At 61.8% G+C, this 23587-nt stretch carries 17 protein-coding genes and 1 pseudogene; 12 read left to right on the top strand and 6 right to left on the bottom strand.

The window, feature by feature from the left end; all coding sequences use genetic code 11:
• The first annotated feature begins 12 nt into the window (after positions 1-12).
• The 4 genes from ACTU6V_RS10005 (at position 13) to ACTU6V_RS09990 (ending at position 3811) form a co-directional block, all read left to right on the top strand.
• On the top strand, positions 13-567 hold the full coding sequence (locus ACTU6V_RS10005) for a PH domain-containing protein (protein WP_443467131.1): 555 nt from the start codon (positions 13-15) through the stop codon (positions 565-567).
• Positions 568-626: 59 nt separating this feature from the next.
• Positions 627-1751: a 5-(carboxyamino)imidazole ribonucleotide synthase gene (locus ACTU6V_RS10000; RefSeq protein ID WP_443467130.1), complete on the top strand. Its 1125-nt coding sequence runs from the start codon at positions 627-629 to the stop codon at positions 1749-1751.
• A gap of 138 nt (positions 1752-1889) precedes the next feature.
• On the top strand, positions 1890-2357 hold the full coding sequence (gene purE, locus ACTU6V_RS09995) for a 5-(carboxyamino)imidazole ribonucleotide mutase (protein WP_443467881.1): 468 nt from the start codon (positions 1890-1892) through the stop codon (positions 2355-2357).
• Positions 2354-3811: an LCP family protein gene (locus ACTU6V_RS09990; RefSeq protein WP_443475521.1), complete on the top strand. Its 1458-nt coding sequence runs from the start codon at positions 2354-2356 to the stop codon at positions 3809-3811. Before purE ends, ACTU6V_RS09990 begins: the two co-directional genes overlap by 4 nt.
• 3 nt (positions 3812-3814) lie before the next feature.
• On the opposite strand, the gene ACTU6V_RS09985 is transcribed toward ACTU6V_RS09990, so the two are convergent.
• Positions 3815-5554, bottom strand: a complete 1740-nt coding sequence (locus ACTU6V_RS09985) for a DUF4012 domain-containing protein (protein WP_443475520.1) — start codon at positions 5552-5554, stop codon at positions 3815-3817.
• A 67-nt stretch (positions 5555-5621) separates the two neighbouring features.
• Between ACTU6V_RS09985 and ACTU6V_RS09980 the strand changes: the two genes are divergently transcribed.
• Together ACTU6V_RS09980 and ACTU6V_RS09975 are read left to right on the top strand one after the other, a co-directional pair.
• Positions 5622-6695: a glycosyltransferase gene (locus ACTU6V_RS09980; RefSeq protein ID WP_443475519.1), complete on the top strand. Its 1074-nt coding sequence runs from the start codon at positions 5622-5624 to the stop codon at positions 6693-6695.
• 134 nt (positions 6696-6829) lie between these two features.
• Positions 6830-10288 (top strand): LasA N-terminal domain-containing protein, encoded by a 3459-nt coding sequence (locus tag ACTU6V_RS09975; protein WP_443475518.1) that lies wholly within the window; start codon positions 6830-6832, stop codon positions 10286-10288.
• 73 nt (positions 10289-10361) lie between these two features.
• Here the strand turns inward: ACTU6V_RS09975 and ACTU6V_RS09970 are convergent.
• Both ACTU6V_RS09970 and rfbB read right to left on the bottom strand, forming a co-directional pair.
• Positions 10362-10922, bottom strand: a pseudogene (locus ACTU6V_RS09970) (dTDP-4-dehydrorhamnose 3,5-epimerase family protein); the annotation flags it as partial.
• Entirely contained in the window at positions 10919-11917 is a 999-nt protein-coding gene (gene rfbB, locus ACTU6V_RS09965; protein ID WP_443475517.1) for a dTDP-glucose 4,6-dehydratase, read from the bottom strand. The pseudogene ACTU6V_RS09970 and the gene rfbB, both read right to left, overlap by 4 nt.
• 64 nt (positions 11918-11981) lie before the next feature.
• On the opposite strand from rfbB, the gene rfbA reads away from it, so the two are divergent.
• Positions 11982-12857 (top strand): glucose-1-phosphate thymidylyltransferase RfbA, encoded by an 876-nt coding sequence (gene rfbA / locus ACTU6V_RS09960; protein ID WP_443475516.1) that lies wholly within the window; start codon positions 11982-11984, stop codon positions 12855-12857.
• A gap of 38 nt (positions 12858-12895) precedes the next feature.
• Here the strand turns inward: rfbA and ACTU6V_RS09955 are convergent, their stop codons facing one another.
• Entirely contained in the window at positions 12896-13741 is an 846-nt protein-coding gene (locus ACTU6V_RS09955) for an NAD-dependent epimerase/dehydratase family protein (protein WP_443475515.1), read from the bottom strand.
• Positions 13742-14005: 264 nt separating this feature from the next.
• Here ACTU6V_RS09955 and ACTU6V_RS09950 point away from each other — a divergent pair, with 264 nt between their 5' ends.
• Positions 14006-14797 (top strand): ABC transporter permease, encoded by a 792-nt coding sequence (locus tag ACTU6V_RS09950; protein ID WP_443475571.1) that lies wholly within the window; start codon positions 14006-14008, stop codon positions 14795-14797.
• The gene (locus ACTU6V_RS09945) at positions 14797-15993 is read left to right on the top strand and encodes an ABC transporter ATP-binding protein (RefSeq protein ID WP_443475514.1); all 1197 of its coding nucleotides are present in this window, start codon (positions 14797-14799) and stop codon (positions 15991-15993) included. Before ACTU6V_RS09950 ends, ACTU6V_RS09945 begins: the two co-directional genes overlap by 1 nt.
• Positions 15994-15996: 3 nt before the next feature.
• Here the strand turns inward: ACTU6V_RS09945 and ACTU6V_RS09940 are convergent, their stop codons facing one another.
• Complete coding sequence (locus ACTU6V_RS09940) at positions 15997-17394, bottom strand: glycosyltransferase family 4 protein (RefSeq protein ID WP_443475513.1); 1398 nt, start codon at positions 17392-17394, stop codon at positions 15997-15999.
• Positions 17395-17657: 263 nt separating this feature from the next.
• Here ACTU6V_RS09940 and ACTU6V_RS09935 point away from each other — a divergent pair, with 263 nt between their 5' ends.
• From ACTU6V_RS09935 to ACTU6V_RS09925, 3 genes are read left to right on the top strand one after another with little or no spacing between them, the layout of a single operon-like run.
• Positions 17658-19538 carry a rhamnan synthesis F family protein gene (locus ACTU6V_RS09935; protein ID WP_443475512.1) on the top strand — a complete coding sequence of 627 codons (1881 nt, stop codon included), beginning with the start codon at positions 17658-17660 and terminating at the stop codon, positions 19536-19538.
• On the top strand, positions 19535-20764 hold the full coding sequence (locus ACTU6V_RS09930; protein WP_443475511.1) for an acyltransferase family protein: 1230 nt from the start codon (positions 19535-19537) through the stop codon (positions 20762-20764). Before ACTU6V_RS09935 ends, ACTU6V_RS09930 begins: the two co-directional genes overlap by 4 nt.
• Positions 20761-21975, top strand: coding sequence for an alginate O-acetyltransferase AlgX-related protein (locus tag ACTU6V_RS09925; RefSeq protein ID WP_443475510.1), 1215 nt, complete (start codon positions 20761-20763; stop codon positions 21973-21975). The genes ACTU6V_RS09930 and ACTU6V_RS09925 overlap by 4 nt, the downstream gene beginning before the upstream one ends.
• A gap of 54 nt (positions 21976-22029) precedes the next feature.
• Here the strand turns inward: ACTU6V_RS09925 and ACTU6V_RS09920 are convergent, their stop codons facing one another.
• Positions 22030-23568, bottom strand: a complete 1539-nt coding sequence (locus tag ACTU6V_RS09920; RefSeq protein ID WP_443475509.1) for a DUF2142 domain-containing protein — start codon at positions 23566-23568, stop codon at positions 22030-22032.
• Between the last annotated feature and the right edge of the window lie 19 nt (positions 23569-23587).

The following is a 23587-nucleotide window of genomic DNA, read 5'->3' as shown; positions in this document are numbered from 1 at the left end:
CACAATGGAGGCATGACTCAGCCCGTGACCCTCGGCGGCCGGCCGATGATGCCGCCACCAGGAGCGCCTGCCGACGAACGGCTCATCGCGCGCTTCCGCGGACATGCGCGCCGGTTGATCTGGTCTGCACTGCTACTGATCGTCGTGTGCGGCGCGACGGGCTATCTCTACGGCAATCTTCCTGAGGGCTTCGAAGATTGGATGCTGCTCACCGCAGCCGGCGCGCTCATCATCGTCGGCGTGATCATCCCGTTCCTCATCTGGCTGTCCCGCACCTACACCGTCACCACGCGACGGGTGATTGTTCGCCATGGGATGGGTGCCCGCCATCGCGAAGAGATCTCGCACGTGCGCGGCTACTCGATCGGGGTTCGCCGTGGCCCTCTGCAGCGTCTGGGCGGTGCAGGAACCATCACCCTCTCCAACGGCATCGATGTGCCCGTGCGGCTGGTGAACATCCCCAACGTGACGCTCGTCCATGAGGCTCTCGCCGATCAGATCGAGGTGAATCAGATCCTCGCGCATCGTGACGCGCAGTCCGCGTCCGAAGGCGAGGGCGTGTTCTGATCGTGCGTCGCAGGAGCCTGCGCCATGCGGGAGAATAGGTGCGACGAACGGAGATCTACATGGCGTTGCGCATCGGCGTGATCGGCGGCGGACAGCTGGCTCGGATGATGATCGCTCCGGCGGTCGAACTCGGACTCGACATCCGCGTGCTCGCTGAATCCGAGGGGATGTCGGCACAGCTCGCCGCGACGGCGGTGGGGGACTACCGCGACCTCGAGACCGTCCGCGCTTTTGCGAAGGATGTCGACGTCATCACCTTCGATCACGAGCACGTGCCGCAGGAGGTGCTGCGTGCTCTGGTGGCTGACGGCGTCGCCGTGCACCCCGGGCCTGATGCGCTGCGGTTCGCGCAGGACAAGCTCGATATGCGCGCGAAGCTCGCTGAGCTCGGAGTGCCGCAACCCGATTGGGCTCGTGTGGCCGATGCTGCAGCGCTCCAGGTGTTCCTCGATGATCACGGTGGGAGCGCGGTTGTGAAGACTCCTCGTGGCGGCTACGATGGCAAGGGTGTGCGTGTTGTGCGCTCTGCCGAAGAAGCAGACGACTGGTTCGCACAGCTCGCCGAGGGCGATGCCCTGCTCGTCGAAGAACTCGTCTCCTTCCGTCGCGAGCTCGCCCAGCAGATCGCCCGCCGCCCGAGCGGCCAGATGGCGGCGTACCCCGTTGTCGAGACCGTGCAGCGCGATGGCGTGTGTGCGGAGGTTCTCGCGCCGGCTCCGGCGGCGAGTGACCGGCTCGTGCAGGTCGCCGAGGGGATCGGACGCCAGATCGCTGAAGGACTCGGCGTCACCGGAATGCTCGCCGTCGAGCTCTTCGAGACCGACGATGAGCGAATCCTCGTGAACGAGCTCGCCATGCGTCCGCACAACAGCGGCCACTGGAGCCAAGACGGCGCGGTCACAGGACAGTTCGAGCAGCACCTGCGTGCGGTTGCCGACCTGCCTCTGGGTGACCCGAGCACCAGGGCGCAGTGGTCGGCGATGGTGAACATCCTCGGTGGTCCCGCTGAGGGCTCGTTCGAGGACCGTTTCGAGGCAGCGATGTCGGAGCACCCCGACGCGAAGATCCACACCTATGGCAAGGCGGCACGTCCAGGCCGCAAGGTCGGACACGTCAACACCGCCGGCGACGACCTGGATGACGTCGTCTACACCGCGCGCGCCGCTGCCGCTCATTTCGCCTGACCCTTCGACAGGCTCAGGGATCGACCGCGTCGGGGATCGACAGGCGCGCCGTTCAGCGGAACCCGGGGTATCAGAAAGTACCCTGGGGGAGTGACTGAGCCACTGCATTCCTCTGCTGTGCCCGTTGTCGGCGTCGTGATGGGTTCCGACTCCGACTGGCGCGTGATGAGCGACGCCTCGCAGGCGCTCTCCGACTTCGGCATCCCGCACGAAGTCGAGGTCGTGTCTGCGCACCGCACGCCCGACAAGCTCATGCAGTACGCGCGCGAAGCGCGCGGTCGCGGCATCCGGGTCATCATCGCGGGGGCGGGCGGCGCCGCCCACCTACCGGGAATGCTCGCGTCCATGACGGCCCTGCCTGTCATCGGCGTTCCGGTGCCACTGGCCTATCTCGACGGCATGGATTCGCTGCTCTCGATCGTGCAGATGCCGGCGGGCATCCCCGTTGCCACCGTGTCGATCGGAGGCGCGCGCAACGCCGGCATCCTCGCAGCACGCATCCTCGGCACCGGCGATGATGCGCTCGCGGACCGGGTCGAAGAGTACGCACGAACCCTCGAGTCGCAGGTGGCGGAGAAGAATGAGCGTCTCAAGGATTCCCTGTGACTCTGGCCGCGCCGCGCAGCAGCACGCCGGCAAGGACGGGAAGGCCACTGATCGAGCCGCGCCCGCTGCGCAATCCTGACGCCGCCGACCCCGCATTCATGGGGCGGCGCGGCTGGTGGCTGGTCGTCATGAATGTGCTGGTCCCGGGGTCAGCGCAGATCCTCTCCGGTCGCAATCGCAAGCTCGGCCGATTCGGGCTTGCCGCGACCCTGCTCAGTTGGTTCCTCGTGATCTGCACCATCGCCGCGGCGGTGGTCTGGCAGTCGGGGCTCATCACGTTGGCATCCAACTGGTTCGTTCTTACGCTGATTCAGGCGCTGCTCATCGCTTACGCGGCGCTCTGGGTCGTGCTGACGCTCAGCACGCTGAGTATCGTGCGCTTGGTGAAAGTGCCGCCGATCTCACGCATCGCGATCCCCGTCGTCGGACTCGTCATCGTGGGAATGCTCAGCGGTGGCGCGGGATACGCTGCGAGTGTCGTGGCATCCGGTCGTGGCGCGATCAACGACATCTTCGGGCAGAGCGGCCCGAGTCTTCCACCCAGCGACGGCTACTACAACATCCTGCTGCTCGGCGCCGACAGTGGCGACGGACGCGACTCCATGCGCTTCGACAGCATCTCAGTGGTGTCGGTGAACGCCGACACGGGAGCGGTGACGATCTTCGGCATCCCCCGCGAGCTGCCCAGTGCGCCGTTCAGCGGCGGCAGCCCGATGCAGGCGCTCTACCCGAACGGCTTCGAGGGACATTCTTCGCAGAACTGCGGGTGGAACCCGTGGATGAACCACGTGCGAAACGCGGCAGAGGTCTGCCGCGAAGACAAGGGCGCAGGCCTTTATCCGGATGCCGCATCCCACGGTTCCGCCCCGGGAATCGAGGCGACGAAGGATGCTGCGGAAGGGGTGCTCGGGATCGACATCCCCTACTACATCTTCGTCGACATGAACGGCTTCGCCGCCATGATCGATGCTCTCGGCGGCGTCGACATCAACGTCACCGAGCGGCTTCCGAAGGGGGGTCCGCCCGAGGGATGGCACGGCAACGACGTCAATGAATGGGCGATCGGATGGATCGAGCCCGGTCAACAGCACATGGACGGTGACACGGCCCAGTGGTATGCGCGCTCGCGCTACACGACCAGTGACTGGGATCGCATGCAGCGTCAGCGCGAGCTCCAGGTTGCGATCCTCGACCAGTTCACGCCGCAGAACATCTTGAGTCGCTTCAATGACATCGCGGCTGCCGGCACCGTCCTCATCGATACAGATCTTCCGCGCGACAAGCTGAGCGAGTTCTTCGACCTCATGCTGAAGGCGAAAGAGCAGCCGGTCACGACGATCGAGCTCATCCCTGAGAACGGCGTCGATGAGCACCAGCCCGATTATGCGTTCATCCATGAGCTCGTGACGCAGACGCTGCACCCGCCGACGCCGGAACCGACACCGGAGCCGTAGGACTTACTCGCACTCGAGAGCAGCCCGCGTCACGTCGACCTGATTGAGCATCGGCGTGTGTCGTACGTGGGCGAACTGTTCTCCCGTGCCTGAACCGGTGAACGTCGCCGTGATCGTGACAGATTCGCCCACGGGCAGTGTCACGTCGTACTGCACGACGGGGCGCTCGCCGAGCTGCGCTTGTGTGTCACCGGTTTGCTTTGCGGTCGCGCTTTCTGGGCCCACGATCGCGATGAGGGTGCGCGTCGTGCCCGGCTCGAGGCCCTCGGGATCCTCGGGATCTGCGCCGGTCACCGACGCCGGGAGTTCGCTCGCGGGGGCGTCGTTCGTCCACGTCACGTGCACCTGGGTGGTCTGATCGCCGTGACATTCACCGATGGCCCGGGTGATGGCGGCATCAGCGTAATAGTCCATCGCGCCGCCGGTGCGGTCGTTGAACAGCACCTCGACGTAGACATCGCTCTCGGTGTCGTTCGGCAGCGTTCCGCCGAGAGTGGATGCTCCCAGCGCGGCCTGCTCTTCGGGATGGACGCTCCAGACGCGGATGCGGTCTCCGGATGCGGCATCCGAAAGCGCTCCGAGGACGGCAGGCGGATCGTCTGACATCAGGAGCGCCGACACCAGCGCGCTCGTGGCCTGGACGACCAAGGCATCGTAGGCGGTGGAGTCTGCACCGGTGGCGGGAACCTCAGAGGCGAGAACCTCTACGAGAGTGTCGGGGCCGGCGGTGAAATCGCTGAAGGAGATCTGTCCGGTGGCTGCGGTCAGCTGTTGCAGCGCGATGAGGTCCACTGCGATGACGCCGTCGATCGCGTCGCCGTACTGTTGGTGCCAGCGCGTCGCGAGCATCGCTCCCGCCTCTGCGAAGCCGGGGATGCTCGTGGCATCGCGCACGATTCGGCCCGGAGCGTCGCCGTACAGCGCAACTGTCGCCTCGTCGAGCGGAAGGGGCGCGTCGAGGGCCGGGAAGTCGTGCGCGGAGACGGTGCGGTCAATGCTCAGTGCGCCGTTCTCGGCGTGCATCAGCGCGAGTGCTTGCACTGCGCCACCGTGTGAGCGAAGCTCCGCGTTGTTCTGGACCGCGACGAGATAGGTGCGGGGTCCGTTGCTGCCGAGCATGTTCGGCAGCAGCACGGATGCCCCGTGCATCGCGCCGACCGTTGCGGAGGCATCGTGGATGAGATCGCGCGTCTGGGTGATGACGTCTCCCATCATCGGGATCGTGACGTCGGTGTCGACGCGCTGAGCGCGCAGATCAGCGGCAGCGAGCGTCGTGGCGGACTCGCCCAGCGGTTCCTGCAGAACGGCGAGCGGGGCCAGATCGACGTGCGAACCGCTGAGCCCGAGGGTTGCGAGGTCGGCTTCTCTCGCGACGGCGATCAGAGGTGTGATCGCATTGGTCGCCACGTCGTCGGTGATCTCGGCGATTTCACGCAACGAGGTGAAGTCACCGCCGAGCCAGGGGATGAACTCGAAGCTGCGCCAGACTGGGTCGGATGTGAGGTCGTGGGCAACGGCCGCATGCTGCTCGATCCGCGGGGTGATCTGCTCAGCCCGTGCGAAATCGCGGTCGTTGATGGCGGACTGCAGCTGCCCGACGGAGTTGCGCACGTTCTGCAGTTCGCTCGCGGCGCCGAACCCGCGGAAGAAGACCCAGCCGACCGCGAGTATGACGACGAGCAGTGTCAGGCCGACCACCCATCCCACCCAGCGTCGTCGCGGTGGCAGTCGACCGTCACTCATGAGTGCATTCAAGCATGCTCCGGCGCGCGGCACCGAGATTCCGGGCGTGCGCGGATAATCTGAGCGTATGGGTGCTCAGTTGCGCGTCGTTCTCGACCAGATCGCGACGATTGTCGACGCCGACCAGGCCCAGGCCGCGCGTGACCTCGTCACAGGGCTGGTCGTCACTGCTCCGTCTGGATGCTCCGTTGAGCTGATCGTCCCCGCTGGCGGAGACGCCGCGATTCCCGGCGTCGCCGGGGTACGCTCTCTAAGACTCGGGCGCCGTGAACTGGCCGCATCGTGGCAGATGGGGATCGCTCCGGGGGTGGGCGGTGGGCTCATCCATGCGCCGTCTCTGATGGCACCGCTGGTCAAGCATGATCGTGTGCACGATAACGACCAAGTCGCGCTGACGGTGTGGGATCTGAGCGCGTGGGAGGCGCCCCAGAACCTGTCGAAATCGAACGTCGCATGGCAACGAGGGATGCTTCGGCGTGCGGCGAAGCACGCAGATGCTGTCGTCGTGCCCACGCATGCGATGGCCGAGAGGATCAAAGACTTCGCGAAGCTCGGTGACCGGGTGCGAGTGATCGCCGGCGCCGCTCCAGACGGTTTCGTCATGCCCTTGGACGCTGCGCGCAGGCGTGAGGCGCTGTCACTGCCGGAGCGGTACGTGGTGCTGGTCGGACCGGAAGACGCACTCGAGAACGGGCTTCGTGCGGCAGCCGCAGCGGATATCGATGTCGTGGTCCTCGACGCGGCGGAGGGCGCTGAACCTCGTCTTGTCGAGATGGCGTCGGCGGCAGGGCTGCCGGAGCGCCGTGCGCACGTGCGAGGGCGTCTGGCGGCTTCGGATCGTGCGGCCGTGCTGGGGGCCGCAGCGGCGTTCATAGCGCCCAGCTCGGCGTCGGCGTGGCCGTGGCGGGCGATGGAAGCTTTCACGCTGCGGGTGCCGATTGTCGCCTCTGACAGCGGAGTGCATCGCGACGTTGTCGCCGAAGGCGGCGCTCTCGTCGCGATCGAGGAGATGACGGATGCTCTGGTCGACGCCGTCGGCGCAGGGGAGAAGCGTCTGCGGGTGCTTGCGGCGGATCGCGCAAAAGCGTTCTCATGGGAGAGTGCGGCGGAGCGCGTGTGGGCGCTTCATGCGGAGTTGTGACGACTTTCGGCTCGATCGGCGAGGCGCCTCTGAGAACTCTGTCCAGCGCCTGAGAATATCCACGACACGCGTCAAAATACCTGAACAATTGGATCACAGTGGCATCATTGCGCGACTTCCGTCACACTAGTCACATGTCTACACGTGCCTCACGCCCCAACGGCATGGGTGGAATCGCCAGATTCCTCACAGTTCTCATTGCAGTGATCGCCGTGGCGATAAGCGGAGTTGCGCCGCTCGGAGCAGCGAGCGCGTCCGCCGCGGTCTCCGTCGACTCCTCTGCGAATCTCGCACGCACTGTGGGAGATACGACACAGACAGGGCTTGTCAAGACCTCGCTCGCCGGGTTCAGCGCCGGCAACATCATCAGTGACGCCGTGTTTACGAACAAGGGGACGATGAGCGAAGCCCAGGTCCAGTCGTTCCTTAATTCCAAGGTTGCTTCGTGCCAGTCGGGGTATGTCTGCCTGAAAGACCTCCGAACCGTAACGCAGTCGAAGTCTGCTGACTCGTACTGTTCTGGATATTCGGGATCATCGAGCGAGTCTGCTGCGAGCATCATCTATCGCGTCGCTCAGTCCTGCAACATCAACCCCCAGGTGCTGATCGTCATGCTCCAGAAGGAGCAGGGCTTGGTCACCCACACATGGCCGAGTGACTGGCGCTACAACGCGGCGATGGGGCAGGCCTGTCCGGATACCGCTCCCTGTGACACTGCCTTCGCGGGATTCTTCGCTCAGGTCTACGGCGCAGCGCGTCAGATGCAGATCTACCTCGAGGGACGTTGGTTCCAGTGGTATAAGGCGGGTCAGACCTGGCAGATCCAGTACCACCCAGACCGCGCTCGTTGCGGTACCGGCCCGGTCTACATCGAGAACAAGGCGACGGAAGCCCTCTACTACTACACGCCTTACCAGCCCAACGCCGCGGCGCTGGCCGCGGGATACGGTGAGGGCGACAGTTGCGGTGCCTACGGTAACCGCAACTTCTACAATTACTTCACTGACTGGTTCGGGTCGACGCGGTCTTCCGGAGCGCAGGTCATGAAGGACTCGTCGAGCGGCGCAACCTATCTCGTTACGCAAGGTAAAAAGTACAGCTTCCCGACAGCCGAGCGTGCGGTGCAGTTCACCTGGATCGCGCCCATGCAGACCGTGTCCTCCGCGCAGCTCGCGGCTTTCCCCGATGGTGGCGTTGCCCCCCGCGCTGTGCGTACGGACGCCGGGCATGTTTACTTGCTAGACAGCGGACGTCGTATTTGGGTGCCGACATGCAGCCGTGCGACCGACTTCGGATGGGAGTGCGGTTCTCTTCCACAGGTAGGTCAGGGACAGGTCTCGATCTACGGTGATGGGGGGACTCTAGAGCCGTCGATCACGGCTTTGGGCACCTCCTGGCTGATTCAGAGCGGCTCTCGTCGTGAAGTAGTTGACCGTTCTCTGCTGCTCAACTACGGGATGTCGAGCGGAGCCAGCGCAGTCTCGAACGCGATGGCGTCCGAGTATAAACTCGGCGACCCGGTTCTTGCATCGGGTGTCTATTCCGATGGCGCAGATGGAATGCGCGCGCACTTGAACGGTGGTGTCTACGACATCTCGCCAGAGGGTCAGGTTTCGGCGGTTGCTGCGGCTGCGAAACGCATCACGAAGGAGACATGGGACCGGATCGCAAGCGCGGGCACGCTGCCACTCGCTGCGAAGGTCGCTGGCAAAACCTACCTCTTGAGTGTCAATGGGTGGCTCCAGGTCGACGCATACGGATCGGCCGTGTCATTCGTCGACCTGCCGGTGAGCTCGTTGGCGGGAATGCCTTCGGTTGGCTCCGCACTCGGACCCCATTTCGTACGCGAACAGTCTGGTCTCCAGGTTTTCTTGGTTTCCGGCGGCACCATGCAATTGGCGGATGCTGATAAGCAGCGGTGGATCACCGCCACATTCGGTGTGCCTTCACAGGTGCGCGTCGTGGCGGATACCGTGCTGGGAAGTCGAGTCGCACCGGCACAGCGTCTGGTCCGCACTGATAATGGCACGGCCTATCTCATCGATGGGACCAATCGGTATCGCTTCCGCGACTGCGGTCAGGTGAGCGATTGGGGGGCAGACTGCACTCAGCTTGCGACGCTTTCCGCTTCTGAGGTAGCGCAGTACAGCGATCGGGGTACGCTCGAGCGACTCGTGCGTCAGACTGACGGTACGACCTGGCTCATTCAGTCGGGAACGCGTCGGGAGGTTCCCGATGCTACGGTTCTCGCACCATTCGGGATTGGACCTGCCTCGAGCAGCGTCTCGACAACCCTCGTGCGGACGCTCACGGTTGGGTCGCCCGTGCTGGGGACCGGGGTCTACACCGATGGCGGAGGAGCATTCCTCCTCTCCAACCCGGCAGGTACCTTCCGTGCTCCCGCGCAACTGCCCGTCGTCGCGCAGACGGCGCGCCGCCTCACCGCGGAGAGCACCGCGCTGATGCCGCCGAACGGCGATCTGAGTGTTCGGATGCTCAGTGATAGCCGTGCACTCCTGTTGACTGAACAGGGCTGGCTACAGGTGGACCCTGCCCTTTACGGTGGCACGGGCGCATTCGCGGCGGCAGCCTCGGCGGCATGGAGCGGCTTGCCGATCGTGCTCTCCGAGACCCGCCCGCATTTCGTCAAGGATCGTGCGTCGACACAAACCTTCCTCGTGTCAGGAGGCACCCTGCAGCCGGTTGAAAACGATGCTGCACGCAACTGGCTCGCCGCCTACTTCGGGCTGTCTTCGCGACTCTGGTCTCTTGCGGATGGTGCGTTGAAGGGCGTGCCGTTGGCTCCGGGAGTGGTCGTCAAGACCACGGACTCGAGATTCATGGTCACCGATGGCGTTACGGCCTATCAGCTCAGAGACTGCGCTGCCGTGGCCGCGTTCGGCAGGGACTGCGCATCGTTGCCGACAGTGGCGATCGACGTTCTGGCACTGAAGGACGGCGGAATCTTGACGTCATTGCTCCAAGCTCCGAGCGGTGAGAAATGGCTCATTCAGTCGGGGAAACGACGGGAAGTCCCGGACACGACCATCCTCGCCGCGTATGGGATCGGATCTGCCGCGACGGCAGTGTCAGCTGAGCTCCTGAAGACGCTGCCGCTGGGCGATCCCGTGGTCGCCAACGGCGCGTACCGCAGTGCGGATGGAACCATGCGACTCCTCGTCGACGGTGGCATGGTTCTCGACGTCCCGACAGCAGCGCAGGTCGAGGTGCTCAAGGCGTCCGCCAAAGCCCTCACAGATGACTCGTTTGCGCTGCTGAAGCCTTCTGGCACGTTGCCTGTCCGCGCGGAGAGCGGCGGAGCGGCCTTCGTGCTCTCAGCACAGGGGTGGGCACAGGTTGACGCCCTGAACTACGGATCGCTTGCGTTCCCGTCTGCCTCGGCGCCCGTCATCTCAGCGTTGCCGGCGCCCGCCGCAACAGGTGCGCGCTTCGTTCGAGAGGCCAACAGCGAGCAGGTGTATCTCGCTTCGGGCGGACTCACCGCGATGAGCGCGGATCAGCAGGCTTGGGCGAGTGCGGTATACGGGGTACCCTCCGCCGTCCTCGTCGTGGCAGATGGTGTCCTTCGCTAAAGTGCAGCAGAAATGAGAGGAGCCTTGCCATCCGGCAAGGCTCCTCTCATTTCTGCTGTTGTCAGCTGATTCGCATCGGTGTGACGGCGCTCAACCGTGGATGCTGCTGGTCTTTCGGGGACAGCTCGGCTTCGCTCAACGGCACCGGCCACTCGATGGCGACGGTCTCATCCGCCAGGTTGAGGAATGTGTATTCCGCGTCGGGGGCCCAGTGCTCATTGACCAGATACGAGTAGGCCGTTGAATCCTCGAGCGTCTGGAACGCATTGCCCACGCCCTTTGGCACGAAGATCGCCACTGCGGGAGTTATGACGGTTGAGTACACAGTGCCAAACCCAGGACCTTCGCGCAGATCTACCCAAGCTCCGAAAACGCTCCCCGTCGCGACGGAGATGAACTTGTCCCACGGCTCAGCGTGGATGCCGCGCGTTGTACCGCGTGTCTTGTTGAACGAGATGTTGTTCTGCACTGGACCCATGTCGGGGAGTCCGAGGTCGCGCATCTTCTGGCGTTGCCAGTTTTCTTTGAACCACCCGCGGTTGTCGCCGTGGACGGGCACATCCCACCGCTGGAGACCTTCGATCGGAGTCGTGTGGCAGGCGAGAGGGAGGCCGAAGCGAAGCTCTCCGTTCACTGGCCAGCCTCCTGATACTTTGCCTCCGTGGCGGCCTTCTGCGGGCGCCACCAGTCCTCGTTGTCTCGGTACCACTGGACGGTGTCGACGATGCCGGCGGTGAAGTCGGAGAACTGGGGCGTCCATTTCAACTCGTCGCGCAGCTTAGACCAGTCGATGGCATAGCGCCTGTCGTGGCCCGGTCGGTCAGTGACGAGATCATAGTCATCTGAGGGGCGTCCCATTGCCTCGAGGATCAACTCGATCACCTCACGGTTGCTCTTCTCACCGTCGGCACCGATGAGGTAGGTTTCGCCAATGCGACCGGCATCCAAGATGCGCAGAACGGCCGAGGAGTGGTCGTCGGCGTGGATCCAGTCGCGAACATTCAAGCCGTCGCCGTAGAGCCGCGGGCGGATGCCGTCGATCAGGTTCGTGATCTGCCGCGGAATGAACTTCTCGACGTGCTGACGAGGACCATAGTTGTTCGAGCAGTTGCTGATCGTGGCTCGTACTCCGAAGGAGCGAACCCACGCCCGCACCAGGAGGTCGGATCCTGCCTTCGTCGATGAATATGGGCTGGAGGGGTTGTACGGGGTGTCCTCGGTAAAACGAGCCGGATCGTCGAGCTCGAGATCGCCGTACACCTCGTCCGTCGAGATGTGGTGGAAACGAATGCCAGTGCGACGGGCGGCTTCGAGAAGAGTGAATGTTCCCACGATGTTCGTCTCGACGAACGGGGCGGGGCCGCTGAGAGAGTTGTCGTTGTGGGACTCTGCCGCGTAGTGGACGACGGCATCGTGCTCAGCGAACAGCTCGTTGACGAGATCCGAATTGCAGATATCTCCCTCGACGAGCTGGAACCGATCCGCAGGCAAGCCAGCCACAGATGCGCGATCGCCTGCATAAGTGAGCTTGTCGAGCACCGTGACGGTGTCGTCGGTGTTCTCGAGGACGTAGTGGACGAAGTCGGAGCCGATAAACCCGGCGCCGCCGGTAACTAGGAGCTTTCGCATTCATCAATACTAATGCCGTCGCCAAATTTGGCGGGAGGCGGTGCCATGGAAGAGACTAGAGCGCATGCGTGGCATAATCCTGGCCGGTGGAACCGGATCTCGTCTTCACCCGATCACAATGGGCGTCTCCAAGCAGCTGGTCCCGGTCTATGACAAACCGATGATTTACTATCCGCTGTCCACGCTGATGCTGGCTGGTATCCGGGACATCCTGATCATTACGACGCCCCATGACGCTGATCAGTTCCAGCGATTGCTCGGTGACGGTTCAAAGTTCGGTGTATCCCTCACCTATGTGCAGCAGCATTCGCCAGACGGGCTCGCGCAGGCTTTCACGCTCGGAGCCGACCACATCGGCAGCGATACTGCCGCCCTCGTGCTCGGGGACAACATCTTCTATGGCCCTGGGATGGGATCACACCTGAGGGAGTACACGAATCTCTCAGGAGCGGCAGTCTTCGGGTATTGGGTTGCAGACCCCACGGCATACGGCGTCGTGGAGTTCGACGCGCAGGGCCGTGCTCTGTCCATTGAAGAGAAGCCCGCCGTACCCAAGAGCAACTACGCGATTCCTGGTCTCTACTTCTACGACAATGACGTGGTTGAGATCGCCAAGGACCTGAAGCCCTCCGCTCGCGGTGAACTTGAGATCACAGACCTCAACAGGGTGTATCTGGATCGCGGTGACCTGCAGGTGCAGATCCTCCCACGCGGTACCGCGTGGCTGGACACAGGCACGTTCGACTCACTTGGTGAAGCCACCGAATACATTCGCACTGTCCAGAAGCGGCAGGGACTTTCCATCGGATGTCCCGAGGAAGTTGCGTGGCGGATGGGCTTCCTCAGCGACGACGAGCTCCGCGAGCGAGCGGAGCCTCTTCTGAAGAGTGGTTACGGAAAGTACTTGCTCGAGGTGCTCGCCCACGGGACAGTTCGCTAAGCAAGCGGCGGTCTTACGCCGACAGGTCGCGGGGCGACTCAGCCCCGCGACATCACCGCACTGATTACTGTGGCGTCGCCCCAGACTCCAGGTGAGTCGTACGGACGATCGGGGAAGGCTCCGTACTCCAATGAGATCGGGAGATCGTTCTCGGCGATGAATCTCTCGACCTGGGTCGCCAGCGACACGGGGGTGCCACTGCAGCAGTTCATTGTCCCGATGACGTCAGAGGCGTCGACCAGTGCGGCAAGCTGTCTGCCCAGCTCTTCCACGCGAATGAAGTCATAGATGTTCTTGCCGCTCGTGAACGGGAAGATCTTCTTGCCGTCGTCGACTGCCTCGAGCAGCTTGCGGAAGATCGAATTGCTTCGACGGTCATCGCCGTAGATGTAATACGCGCGTGCCCAGGCAAGGCTGACGTCGTCCCCGAGCGCAAGAGGGAGCGCACGCCGGAGTGCGTCCTTCGCGATCCCGTACTGCGACTTCGGGTCTGTGGGTGTCTCCGCAGTGATCGCGCCTTCCCAATAGCCGACCTCGTGCATGGTGCCGAGAGCTACGATCCGCTTAGTCCCTGCTGCTGCCGCTGCAGTGAGCAACCGGTAGTGCGCGGACAACTGGCTCATATGGGCCGATGAGTTGTGGATAAAACCATCCATCCAAGCGAGGTGCACCAGTCGCGGGGCGCGTCCCCAGGACTCGACATCGAAGTGTGGGCTGAGGATGTCTGCTTCGAAGCGCACGGCGCGGGGATCCGTCTTCGCACTCGATCCCGGGCGGACAACGGCGATGACCTCGTGGCCACGGTCTGCCAAAGCGGCGACGACGTGTGGCCCGAGGTACCCACCGGCACCGGTGACAACCACAGGGGAAGAGGATTCCGTCATGTTCTAACCATTCTGACCCGGGTCCGCCCAGCTGCGAACGTTCCCGTCGAGGCTACCCGATAGCGCGGAGTCGGCCGCTCAGCGGTTCGCCGGGATGCCTACGGTAGAGTGAGCAAGTTGGTTTGAAGATTGTGGAGCAAGGTGGATACGGACGCTCGATATAGGCTGCTTGCCGACTCGCCCTTCACGCGTACGGATCACTCGGGACTGGTCACGATCGCGCGCGGTGGAAAGATACGCGAGCTCTTCCAGCGACGAGAACTCTTGGGACTCCTCGTCCGTCGTGATCTTCAGGCGAGGTACCGCGACAGTGTCCTCGGGTTCCTCTGGACGGTCATCAGGCCGATCATCGTGTTTCTCATGTACTTCGTTGTCCTTGGCAAGTTCTTGCGTGCGGCCGAAGGCGTTCCTGACTTTGCGATCTACCTGTTCTCTGGCTTGACGCTCTACAGCTTCTTCAGTGAAATGGTGGTCGGGTCCGCGAGCTCGATCATCGCGAACTCAGGTCTGGTGAAGAAGATCTATCTTCCTCGGGAAATCTTCCCGCTCGCCAGCATCGGTGGCGCTGGCGTCATGTTCCTCATCCAGTGCTGCGTTTTGCTTGGCGCGGCGCTTGTCTTCAACGCGCTGCCGGATAACTTGTGGCAGATGCTGTGGTTCTTCCCTTCGGTCGCCTTGATCCTCGTGTATGGCCTCGCGCTCGGAATATTCCTCTCAGCAGTGAACGTCTACCTGCGTGACGTGCAGTATCTACTTGAGCTCCTCGTCATGCTTGCGATGTGGGCCTCGCCGATTGTCTACTCGTGGCATATGGCGGCCGACGCGTTTGTAAGTCTCAAGTTGCCGGCGTGGCTGCTCGAGGTGTATCTCAACAGCCCGATCACGCTCGGGGTGCTCGGATTCCATCGCGCGTTCTGGGGGAGTGGCACGCCCGCCGACTATCCACCGGAACTCGGGCTGCGGATCCTCATCGCCTTAGTTATCGGTCTCATACTGGTCGTCTTCGCCCACCGCGTCTTCAAGCGGCTGCAGGGCAACTTTGCACAGGAGCTGTGATGGTCGTCTCCGCTGAACCCGGTCCCGTCGTCGTCCGCGTCGAGAATGTGACGAAGACCTTTCAGGTGCGAAAGGACAACACCCTCAAGGACCGTATCTTCCACCTCGGAAAGCTTGGGCGAGAGCATCGCGAGCGGTTCACCGCCGTCGACGATGTGACGCTCGACATCCAGGCAGGAACAACGGTTGGCTTACTCGGTGCGAATGGTTCGGGCAAGAGCACCTTGCTCAAGCTGATCGGTGGCATCGTCGCGCCCACGAGTGGCATCATCTACTCTCGTGGCCGTATGGCCGCGTTGTTGGAACTCGGGGCCGGATTCCATCCTGACCTGAGCGGCCGTGAGAACGTCTACCTGAACGCGGCGATCCTCGGATTGAGCCGCGAAGAGGTGGATAGACAGTTCGATGCCATCCACGAGTTCAGCGGTATCGGCGACTTCATCGACACCCAGGTGAAGTTCTATTCCTCGGGAATGTTCGTCCGGCTTGCCTTCGCGGTCGCCGTTCACACCAATCCCGATGTGCTGCTGGTCGACGAGGTGCTCGCTGTCGGTGACGAAGCTTTTCAGCGCAAGTGCATGGAACGTATCGCCCAATTCCGCGCCGAGGGGCGCACCATCGTCCTGGTCTCTCACTCGGCATCGCAGGTGCAGGAGCTGTGTGATCGCGCCGTGGTCCTCCAGTCGGGCGAAGTTGTGTTTGACGGCGACGTGAACGAGGGCGTCGCCGTGTTGCGCCGTGTTCTGGAAGGTCGCCGGCTCGATGAGCTGCCTGAAGAGACCTCCAATCAACCGATCGAAGTGATCGGTATCGGCCTGCTTGACGACGAGGGTAACGAGGTCGATACGGTGACGGTGGGCGACCCGCTGGTACTTCGACTTCGAGTCCGCGCAAATCAGGCGATGCCGCGCTGGGCAGCGGGATTCAGCATCGACACAACGCTCGGACAGATGACGATCGCCTCGAACACTGAACGTCTCGGCATCACTCTCCCTGCCATCTCTGAGGGGGAGACCCACGTCGACTTCCGTATCGAGCGGGTCTATCTGGGGGCTGGGCAGTACTACATCAATGCCAATGTCTCCGAGGTGATCGACATCAATTCGCATGTTCTCATGCAGGGGCGGATGTTCACGGTGGAGGACACGACGACAACTATGGGTTCTGTCGCAGCCAGGATCACCGCCGCGGCCTGAGCATCAGCGGCGACGCAGGATTCGTCCAAGCGTTCGTATGGGCGCTGTCACGCGCCACGAGCTGCTGTGGTGGATGCGGTCTACTTCGGCGAGTGCGCTCGCCATCTTATGGTGTGTGTCGCCCAACTGCTCTGCGAGCTGCAGGGTCTTAGCTTCCAGGGACTCGATGTGGCGCAGTCGATGTGCATCCAACGATTCCGCTCCCGAATTGGGATAATCTTCTGCGTGCGCGGGGTTGCGGAGGAAGTCCGTCAGGGGCGTGAGCGCACGGTCCCAGGTCACCCGCCGCGCGTACTCACTCACATGCTCCTGAATCGTCGCGCAGTCGCTGACGAACAGAATCTCTTCGAGCGCGGCAACCAGCGCATCGACATCCTCGGGTGGAACGACGATGCCCAACTCGTTATCTCGGATGATTGGTGCGAAGCCGTCCCCATCAGTGGCAACGATCGGGAGGCCCGCCCATAGGTAGTCGAGGATTCTCGTGCGGAAACTGAAGGCAGTCTCGATGTGATGACTGTGCGTGCTGACACCCACGTTGGCGTCCATCAGATAATTGATGCGGTCGTCGTAGTCGACCCAATCCATGTTGAAGAAGACATGCGACCCAATAAGACCGAGTTCATCGGCGAGCTGAAGCGCATCAGCGGCCATCTGTGATTGGTGAACATCCGGGTTCGGATACTTCATCCCGAGAAAATAGAGCTTCACGTCGGGATGGCGCTGGGCCAACTGATGCACGGCACGGATGAGAGTGAGTGGATCGAACCAGTTATAGACGCCGCCACCCCAGATGATGACCTTATCGTCGGGGCCGATGCCCTCAACCTCGTCTCGGATCCCATGTCTCGTCTGTACAGCCGGCTCATCAGAGACGCCAAACGGCACGACATCGATCAAGGAACGAAGGCTGGGGTCGGCGTCGTAATTCTCGGGGGAGAGGCGTCCGAGGGCGCCGAGATGGCCGAGCCAGAAGTCTCGCTGCTTCTCTGAGGCGCAAACTACGAAGTCGGCTCGCTGAAGTTGGGTTGTGAGCATGTCGATGCAGTAGTTCACGAGGAACTTACGGGTTTCCTCGCCCCCGTCTCGCCCAGACTCCAATACTTCAAGGTGCAACGGATCGTAAGCGTCAGCCACGATAATCGCTTCGGACTCAACCAGCCACGGATGCAGCGAGAAGACTTCGCCCTGGCCCATGATCACGTCCGCCCATTCCACGTGTACGCGCAGTTCATCAGCATCGGCGGTAAACGTCTCGAACGCGCAGTGGGTGAGTGACGCATCCTTGATGGAAACGAGGCGAACCTCCATCAGTGCGCCCAGCCGTTTGGCGACTTCCCACGCCCGAATGGCTGGCCCGCCCATCCGGCGTCCGATCGTATCGGGGGTGATGATCAGCACGCGGTGCGAGTCTGCGAGGTTGCGCGTGCGCGTGGAGTCTGTCATTCGGTCCGCTTCTCGGCTCGGGTCATGGCGACGGCGTCGGGGAGCAAGCGAGTCTGATCGTGCCGCGCCGCTCAATCGCCCAATCCTATCCCGTGTGATCTGCTCGATCGAAATGTCCATCGGTCGCCCTACTCGGCGAGTGGGAGCGTCTGCCACAGGGAAGTCGCGGTAGCTGCGGCTATACTCGACAGGATTGTCGACCCCCTTGAAGGAGACCCGTGAAGCGCATTGCCTTCTATCTTTTCTGGGAGAAGGACGGGAGTGTTGACCGCTACGTCTCCTATTGCTTGGAGAAGTTGCGCGAGCACGTCGAGCACATCGTCGTCGTCTCCAACGGTCCGCTCAGTGAGGCTGGTCGTGAGACCCTTGAGCGCGTCGCCGACGATGTCTGGGAGCGTGAGAACGTCGGCTTCGACGTTTGGGGCTACAAAGACGCGTTGGAGCGTTTTGGTTATGACCGCCTCGCTGCGTACGACGAGCTGATTCTGCTCAACTACACCTTCTTTGGGCCTATGTTCCCGTTCTCGGAGATGTTCGATCGCGCAGACGGGTGGGACGTTGATTTCTGGGGGATCACCGAGCATGGTGAAGTGCGTCCGCATCCCTTCGCGGCCAAAGGCATTCTTCCTCGTCACATACAGTCGCACTGGATTGCAGTGCGCAAGTCGATGTTCACCTCTCCCGCGTTTCGCGATTACTGGGAGGGCATGCCGATGATTTCGAGTTATGAGCAATCCGTTGACATGCACGAAGCGCGCTTCACGCACCACTTCGAGGACCGAGGCTTTTCCTCGGAAGTTCTCTTCCGGGGAAAAAACTATTCAAGCCTGAACCCCATCTTGGACGAGGTAGTGCAGCTCACAGCAGAGCGCTGTCCGATACTGAAACGACGCACGTTCTTCCACGATCCATTGTACTTTTCAGACCACGCGATCATCGGACGGGACGTGATCGACACCCTCGAGCGGACCTCTGACTACCCTCTTGACCTCGTGTGGGAAAACATCGCTCGTACGACCGAGCCTCGTGTAGTGGCGACGAACTTCTCGCTGCATCGCATCTATTCCGATGCGCTGGAGATCGATACAGATCAGCTTGAGCGAGCTCGGGGGATGCGAGCGCTTGTTGCGATCCATTGCTATTACGAAGACATGATCGATGAGCTCATGGGATACGCCGACAGGCTTCCCTGTGCGCGTCACGTCGTCATCACGACAGACACGGAGCAGAAGCGGGAATATCTGGAAGCTGCGCTCGCGCAGCGGGGCGAAAAATCCTACGAAGTCCGATTGACGCAATCTAACGCGGGGCGAGACGTCTCAGCCTTCCTAATCACCTGCGCTGATCTGTTGCGTGACGACAGCTTCGACTTTGTCGTCAAACTTCATTCGAAGCGCTCTCCCCAGGACGGTGCGGTCGCAGGCGGATGGTTCAAACGACACTTGTTCGGTAACCTCCTGCATTCCGAAAACTATGCGGCAAACCTCGTAAACCTGTTCGCGGAGCGCCCGGAGATCGGGATGCTCGTTCCGCCGATCATCCACATTGGTTTCCCGACCTTGGGAAATGCCTGGTACTTGAACAAGGAGCCAGCTGCACGCCTATGTAAGACTCTGGGGATCACGACCCCGCTGGATGAGTCGACGCCGCTCTCTGCGTATGGATCAATGTTCATGGCTCGTCCGCGCGCGCTGCGTACGCTCGTCGATGCCGGGCTGACCTGGGATGATTTCGATGAAGAGACGTATGTCGATGGGTCGCTCGCGCACGTGCTCGAACGGCTTTTCACATACTCGTCGCTCGGTGCCGGTATGCCGGTCTATACGGTGCAGAGCACAGAGCTCGCGTCGATCAACTACCCGTCCTTGGAGTTCAAGCTCCAGAGCTTCAGTCAGGGGCTCCCAGGTACTGTGATGCAGCAGCGCGCTTACCTTGACCGACTTGAGCGCGGACCGAGCATGTTGAGCATGAGTAAGCGTGTGGTGCACACTCGCCTCCCGCGACTTGCGAGGTTGGTTTATCCGATGTACGACGCGAGCCGGAGGACATACGTCCGTTGGCGCAATGCGCGCCAGGCTCGAAGGGGGAACTCCGCGTGAGCGAGAGACGTGGACCGCTGACTGTTGAACAGGCATTCAATCCCCGTGCGAATTCCTTAGACTTCCTTCGTTGGCTGATGGCTTTTCTGGTCATCTTCTCGCACGCCGGTCCGGTCGCTGGGTTCTATGGCGGTCAGGACCTCGGTATTCAGATTTCCGACGAACAGTCGCTAGGTGGCGTGGCAGTCGCGGGCTTCTTCTTCTTCTCAGGTTTCCTCATTACGAAGTCACGAATGGGTCGGTCGACGATCTGGCGGTACTTCTGGAGGCGCTGCCTGCGAATCTTCCCGGCATTCTGGGCAGCGCTCATCCTTACGGTTGTTGTGCTCGCACCCATCGCCTGGCGCCTGGAGAAGGGAACATTCGACGGCTACTGGGGTGCGCTCGTCGAGTCGCCCAAGACCTACTTCGTAGACAACATGTTCCTCACCCTTGGTGAGCGAAACATCGCGGGCCTCGGAGAGACCGTCCCTTACTTCCTGAACCATGGGGTGCGTGACTGGAACGGCTCGGCGTGGACGCTGTCATATGAGTTCCTCTGCTACATCATCGTCGGTCTGCTAGGTCTTTTCGGCGCCCTGGCATCCAAGCGCTTTGCGACGGCATTCGCGTTTATCGTGATCGGGCTGAATGCACTGCAGTGGCTTGGCGCGGGGAACATCGGTGAGCTAAACCGCGTGCTGGCTGACCCCTTCATCCTGATGTTCTTCGCACCGTTCGCGTTTGGCATGTTGTTTGCGCTTCACGGCGACAAGATCATCATGGATGACCGTGTCGCAATCGGAATGCTCGGACTCGGGCTCTTCGCTTACGCATTCGGCGGGTGGAACGTCGTCGGTCAGTATGGCTTCCTTTACTTCCTCATGTGGCTGGGCATGCGTCTTCCGCTCACTCGTTGGGCGCGGTTCGGTGACTTTTCGTATGGCATATACATCTACGCCTGGCCGTTGATGACACTTGCGACATACTTTGGCCTCGAGCGCTATGGGTGGTTCGTTTACCACCTCGTGATCGTTGTCGTCGTTCACGCGGTGGCTATCGCTTCGTGGCACCTGATAGAGAAGCCTGCGATGTCGCTCAAGGACTGGACGCCTCGCTGGCTTGCAGCATTCTTCCAACGAATGTCGCCTGTCACCCTGACGGTAAAGCGCGCAATCGTCAACCCCGACTATTCCTCGACGCGTTTCGCAGATTCGTTGCGGACAAACAAAGAGGTTCAGTCGTGAGCGCCGGTCCATCACTCCACACCATGCACGCCGTAGAGCAGGAGCGGCCGCGCTCCAGGTTCAGGCGCATCGTCTACTACGTCCCGTTGACGATTCTGATGGTCGCAGTGGTCGTGATGTCGGTAGTCGGCGTGGGAGCTCGTCAGTCCATGCAGGCAGATGCTGCGCAACAGCGAAAGGAAGTGCTTGAGCAGCCTTCGCAGCAAGGCACATTGCCGGCGTCCTGTGTCGCTTCGAGCTTCCCTCGGCATTCCTCAGATATCTGGGTCGGAGAGCAGACCGCTGGTTCGGAGGCCGTCTTCGCCGCGCATCCTGAGGTCTTCGGCATGCGAGTAGAAGGGCGCGACGGTTTCGAATTCTGGGGCGATGAACAATCTTTCAACTTCTCCCAAGCGCTGGGTCGAGCGCCCTGGTTAGATGACCAACTCGGACAATGGTTGGTCTACTTCAACGACCTCGAAGAGTCGCTGCGAAAAGATGGCCGAGACCTCGTGATCGTCCCGGCGCCCGCGAAGTGGGAACTGTACCGCGAGAAATTGCCCGAGTGGGCGGACGCATTGCAGGGGGAAACTCATCTGGAGCAGTTCCTGGAACATGCGGGTGATCTACCGGTTGTCGATGTGCGACAAGGGATGGAATCGGCTAAGCAGGATGCGCCGGTCTATTCAGCTGTCAACACTCACTGGAGTCCATACGGCGCATACGCGGCGTGGGAGCAGACTGTGACCTGCGCTGCCGATCTCTACCCCGATTCCGTGTGGTCACAGATTCAGATCCCTGAGCTGGATGGCATCACCTTGAGTGCGGCGCCGAACGAGTTCACCCCCTACGGGAATTCTTCGAATGTAGAGGACTGGGCAACGCCTGTTCTGTCGAGCGCAGAGCCCGTGCAATCAGTGATCACTGTTGATGGACTGAGCCAGAGCGGGCCCGAGGATGGAGCTGTCGGTCTTCTTGACATGCCAGCGCGAACTGAGTCTTCATCGGGCGTCGGCCGCGCGCTCATCATGCGAGATTCGACGGGTGAGGCTCTCGCTCCGATCTGGGCGAACACATTCGAGACGACATGCCAGGCGCGCCACAATCTCGACTATCCTGACCAGCGGCCGGATATCATCGCTCAAGCCGCGGACTGCGATGCTGACACGGTTCTATTCGTCTTCACTGAGCGGTACTTCTCCCAGGCTCCGCCCGCACTGCCACTGGGCTGAGTAGGAACCCTCCGAGTTGCTCAAGGGGGCTCAGAGGGAAGACCCCCCTTGAGTTCAGAACCGGCTGGTGGTCAGCGCAGCGGTATCGTGCGTGCGACGCAGCACACCGGTGACGATGACCAGCAGAGCCGCGAATGCAGCGGAGCCTAATATCCAGAACATGCCGGGCGGAATCGGCATGCTCTGCCACCACCACTCGATGCCTTGATTCAGGTCGAACCCGCTGTACTCAGTCCCTGTCAGATATCGACGCATGACCGTATACAGCGAGGCACTATTGGCCCCCGCGAGTCCAATAACGATGATCCAGCGCTGGATGCGCGGCATTACGACGCCTGGATCGCCTGCCTGCACCAACAGCATCCCAAGCAGGAGGACCTGCAGCGGGAGCACATATCGCGGCTGCACGAGGACACCTACGTCGACGCCGTTCTGGACGATCACCCAACTCGGCACCATGACCAGTGCGATACCGGCTAGCGCGATCGCCAGATTCGCGCGTAGGTCGCGGGGTCGCGACAGACTCCAAAAGGCGACGACTGCGTACAGGATCAATGTGCTGAACCACACTACGGCGGGCAGCTCGACATCTCCCCACCCCAAGGCCTGCGCGCCGAAGTTTCCGACCCAGAGCTGAGGAATATTGAGGAGAGTACGCAGAAGGCCACTGACGACATCAACGTGCTGCGGAGGTGTGCCAGCCATTTCCCCTTCCAACGCCGAGCCGACCTGGTTGGACCCGAGGTAGAACAGCGCGGCTATTACAGCAACCGCGATAGGGAGAATGAGTGCGAGCAAGTATCGACGCGTTCGTTCTAAGCAGAGAATCGCTGCCAATACGGCGCCGAACGCCACATAGACCGCGGAGTCGCCGCGAGAACCTGCGCCCATAACCGCTGCAATGAGTGCGAGCGCAGCCAGCGCGATTCTGCGTGTCATGGTGGGGGCTCTGAAGTAGCCCACGAGCGCCACCCACAGTGTGCCGGCCGACATGATCGCCCAGCCGCTGGGATTGATACTGGACACAAGGAAGATACCGGTGGGGACAACCGTGAGCAACAGTCCCCAAAGCATCGGTGCGCGCAACCGACGATCGACGAGAAGATAGATCGAGGTGACGAGGGATACGGCTAGCAGCGAATTGAATATACGCATGAGCAAGACCGATGTAGGGACATCAGCGGAGCTGAAGATGCTCATCGTGCCGTAGTAAACAGGCGGATAAAGCCCTTCGAAATTGCCGTGTGCTGTGCCCACCAGACCGGACATCGCTTGATCGCATCGGCCAGGATGTTCTGAGTCGAAGGCAAAGCAAGCGGATGTGAAAGCAACCTCCGCGAGAACGGCTCTCTCTTCGGGGTTCTGTGTCTGCTCGCAAAGGCCAGGGCGCTCACCCGGGGCGCACCAGATGCTCGTCATGTGGAAGTTATCATCCGGGCTCGCGCCGACCGGAGATGCAAAACTCCAGCAGATCAAGGCCACGAAGCCGAGCAGAGCGACTAAAAGGACGCGTAAGACGCGGGGACGATCCGTCGTTTCAGAGTGATTCTCCCTTGTGGAGAGCGTAGCGAGCGGACCCGTCGACGATGGCATGCTGAACAGTCTATTCGGC

It is taken from the genome of Microbacterium zouquanmingi, assembly GCF_052266675.1.
In the GTDB taxonomy this organism is placed as follows: Bacteria; Actinomycetota; Actinomycetes; order Actinomycetales; family Microbacteriaceae; genus Microbacterium.
This window is presented reverse-complemented; position numbering and strand designations above follow the sequence as displayed.